Source organism: Acinetobacter sp. YH01020 (assembly GCF_013420275.1).
GTDB lineage: Bacteria > Pseudomonadota > Gammaproteobacteria > Pseudomonadales > Moraxellaceae > Acinetobacter > Acinetobacter amyesii.
Genome location: NZ_VOYN01000097.1, coordinates 1 through 4,422, shown reverse-complemented (window position 1 = coordinate 4,422; position 4,422 = coordinate 1). Strand labels below are relative to the sequence as shown.

Annotated in this window: 4 protein-coding genes, 3 pseudogenes and 1 other annotated feature; of the genes and pseudogenes, 5 read left to right on the top strand and 2 right to left on the bottom strand. The window is 36.6% G+C overall.

Annotation, left to right across the window (positions count from 1 at the left end; genetic code table 11):
• Positions 1 to 130: 130 nt before the first annotated feature.
• The 4 genes and pseudogenes from FTT85_RS18840 to FTT85_RS18005 all read left to right on the top strand — a co-directional run.
• Positions 131 to 319: pseudogene (locus FTT85_RS18840) on the top strand (RHS repeat-associated core domain-containing protein); the annotation flags it as partial.
• A 209-nt stretch (positions 320 to 528) separates the two neighbouring features.
• Positions 529 to 909, top strand: coding sequence for a hypothetical protein (locus FTT85_RS18015; RefSeq protein WP_180184099.1), 381 nt, complete (start codon positions 529 to 531; stop codon positions 907 to 909).
• Between the two features lie 15 nt (positions 910 to 924).
• A complete protein-coding gene (locus tag FTT85_RS18010; protein ID WP_163146125.1) occupies positions 925 to 1,803 on the top strand; it encodes a tetratricopeptide repeat protein in 879 nt (292 codons plus the stop codon).
• Positions 1,804 to 1,846: 43 nt separating this feature from the next.
• Complete coding sequence (locus FTT85_RS18005; RefSeq protein ID WP_257232201.1) at positions 1,847 to 2,131, top strand: hypothetical protein; 285 nt, start codon at positions 1,847 to 1,849, stop codon at positions 2,129 to 2,131.
• Between the two features lies 1 nt (position 2,132).
• Here the strand turns inward: FTT85_RS18005 and FTT85_RS18000 are convergent.
• Positions 2,133 to 3,357: pseudogene (locus FTT85_RS18000) on the bottom strand (IS3 family transposase).
• Positions 2,966 to 3,082, bottom strand: a sequence feature (AL1L pseudoknot). Its footprint overlaps the pseudogene before it by 117 nt.
• 391 nt (positions 3,358 to 3,748) lie before the next feature.
• On the opposite strand from FTT85_RS18000, the gene FTT85_RS17995 reads away from it, so the two are divergent.
• Positions 3,749 to 4,231, top strand: a complete 483-nt coding sequence (locus tag FTT85_RS17995) for a tetratricopeptide repeat protein (protein ID WP_180184097.1) — start codon at positions 3,749 to 3,751, stop codon at positions 4,229 to 4,231.
• Positions 4,232 to 4,298: 67 nt separating this feature from the next.
• Here the strand turns inward: FTT85_RS17995 and FTT85_RS17990 are convergent.
• Positions 4,299 to 4,422, bottom strand: a pseudogene (locus FTT85_RS17990) (IS5/IS1182 family transposase); the annotation flags it as partial.

The window sequence follows — 4,422 nt, the reverse complement described above, 5'->3', positions numbered from 1 at the left end:
CGCGACTCATGAGTGCTCGGTTATATGCGGGCCAATTGGTTGTGCGATAGATTTTGTGTATAGGCTTCTTCATTTGAAAATTATATCGCTGAAAAAGCCTTTACAGATAGGTTTGTGCAACAAAGCCCTTGAAGACACTAATATTCGTTTCCAAGGCCAATATTACGATGACGAAACTGGCTTACATTATAACCGTTACCGTTATTATGAGCCGTATAGTGCAAGATATGTAAGTAAAGACCCGATTGGATTGTTTGGTGGGTTGAATAACTCTTCGTATGTGAGTGATCCGAATCAGTGGGTTGATCCGATGGGGTTAACTGAATGGACTGGTTCAAGTTATCAAGTTAGTGTTCTTGCCGGAACAGGAATTAAATATGATTTAAGATCCCAATGCCTAAATAATGAAAGAGGTGTCGCATCAATAGTTGTTGGTGGTGGCTCATATGGGCGGGGGGCACTTTAGGAGCGGCAGGAAGTAGATCAGTAACTTTTCATGACCCATATGATGGTGTTTATAAAGACGCATTGAATGGTGGGTGGGGAGATGTAAGTGCTAGTGTTGTATTATTTAGAGGTATAGGTTTTGGTAAAACTGGTTTAGGTGAAGCATCTAGTGATGGCTTAATGTCGACATATGATAGAGGAGTCGCTGCTAGTGCTGGAGTTTCAAGTGGACATGTTATACCTAGTTTATCTAGCTATAAGGTTGAAGCTTGTTTTACAAATGACCCACGTGGGCCCATTTGTAATGGTCGAAATGGTAGATGTGAAAAAAGTGTACCTAAACCAAAGCCTCGATCATATATCGATCCCAAAACCATTCCTGAGTATGATCCTCGCTCTCATGCACATATTCCGCCAAATAATGTCAACATTAATGACATTTTTAACAAAATGAGTTTTTAAGAGGTTATGTACAAAATGCTGAAAAAGAAATTATTAGTGAGTCTAGCTGTAAGTATATGTATTACTGCTTGTAATGCTTCAAATACATCATCTGATTTAAATATGACATTTGAACAAGCTGAGCAGTTAAGATCACAAGCAGAAGCTGCACCATCAAACTCTGATGAAAAGAAAGAATATTATAAAAGACTCGAACCTATTTATGAAAACTTGGCAAAAGAGGGTAATAGTGATGCTCAACTAATATTGGCAGATATTTATTTTAAAGCGCTGAGTGGAACTTATGATACTAAAAAATCATTTGAGTGGACAAAAAAATCGGCAGATAATGGAAATGTCTCCGCTATGTATAATACTGGTTTTAAGTACTACACTGGAACTGGAGTTCAAAAAAGTATAGAAAATGCAAAAAAATATTATCTTAAAGCTGCTAAGTTGAATGATGTTGATGCAATGGGCTCTATAGGCTCTATTTATATTGAAGAAGGAAATATTGAAGAAGGGTTAAATTATTTAAAAAGTGCAGCCGAAAAAAATGATGCTCTTTCATTATTTGAGTTAGGGTTGATATATTGCGAAGGTGTGGTTGTTAAACAAGACTATAAAATTTGTAATAATTACTGGGAAAAATCTGCATCATTAAATAATGCTGAGGCTGCTTTAAATTTGGGTATTAATTTGATAAATAGTAATGGTATCACTAAAGATGTGGATCGAGCTATTAAGTATTTTGAATTAGCTAGTAAAATGAGTAAAGGACAAGCATCTTATAACTTAGGGGTCATATATTCATCTCCAGATTATAATAAGTTAAATGAAAGTTTATCTCAATTTTACTTTAATAAAGCATATGAGCAAGGCATCTCAAGTGCTAAAGAAAAGATAAAACAGTAAGTATTCAAATAATTTTCTGTAATTTATAAGAGATAGCATAATAATGCTCAAAAATAAAGTTCTGTTTATTTCCGCTATAAGCATTGTTATATGTAGCTTAATTGCTTGTACAAATTTGAATAAACAGGACAAGTTCCCTACGCTCGAGGAAGAGTGTAAATTAGCAGGAAGTAGTAGTAAGCAGTGTGAAATTCTTAATTTAAAAGATTTATCCTTAGATGAAAAAGAGAATCTAATGGGATGGGTCTATCTAAATGGGTTAGATAATATCAAACCTAATTATGATAAAGTGAACCGTACCGGGTTTGTTGGAGACATTTTTATTTAAGTTAGGCCACGTGACCTAACGGGTTAATCTAATCTTATCATAGTACATTGCTTCAAACTCAAAAGGCGATACATAACCCAATGCGCTGTGTACACGCTTTTTGTTGAACCAATCTACCCAATTTAATGTCGCAAGTTGTACATCCGCTAAACCTTGCCAGTCTGCTTTTAAATATTCAATCACCTCAGTTTTGTATAACCCATTCACTGTTTCAGCCAAAGCGTTATCGTATGAATCACCAGTCGTACCGACCGATGCTCGTAAATTTGCAGTTTCTAAACGATTGGTATAGCGAATAGAAAGATATTGAACACCTCTATCGGAATGATGAATCACATTCTTTGGCATGCCTCGATCGTGCAATGCTTGCTCAAGTGCATCGAGCACCATATCTGTATTCATCCGTGTAGATACTTTCCATCCAACAATTGCTCGTGAGAACACATCAATAATAAAGGCGGTATAGACCCAGCCTGAATGAGTTTGAATATACGTAAAGTCACTCACCCACAGTTGGTCAGGATGATCAGCATTAAAATTACGTTTCACTAAATCATCTGCTCTTTTTTGATCATCTCGGTTACGGGTGGTTTGTTTATTCTTACCACGCCAAACACCTTGTATACCTAGCTTCTGCATCAATCGAGCAACTGTACAACGTGCGATAATATAACCTTCACGTTTCAATTGTTGCCAGACCTTACGCACACCATATCGACCTGAACTTTCTTTCCAAATTCGTTTAATTTGTTCAGCATGATACTCATCATGTAGATCTCGTTTCGCTCGATGTTCTGGATTGTCAGCGAGATCTAAAGTTCGGTAATAGGTTGAAGCTGCGATCGGTAAAATCCTACAAATCGCATCAACACCATATAAGTCTTTATTGTTATGGATGAAATCCACCATTATTTGTGTGGGCGGTCGAGCTCCGCCTGGGCGAAAAAAGCGGCTGCTTTACGTAGAATTTCATTAGCACGCTTTAATTCTTTAATTTCACGTTCCATTTGCTTCATTTTTTCTTGATCAGATATCTGTTGTACTTTAATAGGATTTTGCTGATCTAAATGCTTTTGATGCCAGGCACGAAGTGTTTCAGGAGTACAACCAATCTTAGGCGCAATAGCTGTGATCGCAGCCCAATTAGATGGATAGTCTTTTTCAGATTCAATCAATAATTGAACCGCTCTTTCTCTGATTTCAGGGGTATATTTTAATTTGGTCATCGGAACATTCTCTCAGAATACTGAGTCTCCGACAAACCCGGTACGGTTCAAGTGATAATGACCAAAAAAGCAGTGTGCAAGAAAATATAACTCAGCATGCTGAGTAGCAGTACCAGCATTAGCTAATTATAGTTTACCTGCCTCACCATAAGTATTTTCGATGGGTGGGTAGTCTATACTAATACAAGTCCTGTCGGCGCATCTACATTATTGGATGAAGCAAAAGACCGCTGCATTAGTTATGCCTAATGCAACTCAAGTGGCAAATGTACTGAAATGAAGCGATTACAAGAACTGGGGAAAAGATATCAAGAAGAAAATCCTGTGTATTTAAATGTACCTCCGAGTTCTCAATGGTTTCCGTCAAGTTTTTAATTTTTGGAGTTAGTAAATGAAATATTCTTATTCTATCTTTTTCAGCCTATTGATGGTAAGTGGTTGTAGTAATGGTACATCAACGGAGCAAGATTCATATCAAAAAATACAGAAATATTCTGAAGCTGGCGACAAGGAAAATTATTTAAAACTTTTAGAAACGTCTGCTGAAAGTGGGGATGTAATTGCCCAAAATGAATTGGCTGGATTATATGCATTTGGTGAGGGCGTACCAAAAAGTGGAGAGAAATTTATTTATTGGTCAGAGTTAGCTGCATCTAAGGGGTCTTCACTTGCTCAACTTAATTTAGGTACAGCCTATTTTTTTGGAACTAATGGAGTAACTCAAGATTTGGTAAAAGCAGAAAAGTGGCTAACACTTGCTGCAAGTAATAATGAAGAAATTGCTAAAAGTTATTTACAGAAAATAAAAAATAATGAAATACCAGATGCATCAATACCAGATGATATAAAACTTCTTATGGAGAGTGATAAGTAGTTTGGTCTATTTACGGCTTTGTTGCACAAAGATTTGAAATACAAAGCCCCCCCTAATTGAACCTAATTTAAGGCGTAACTTGGGTAAGTGGTCGACCTAATTCCGTAAATCTGTTGAGGACTGCTACACGTGCATGAATTTCATTGACTTGGCTATCAAATTTTCTTGCACTGAGTTTATCCCCCAATAAT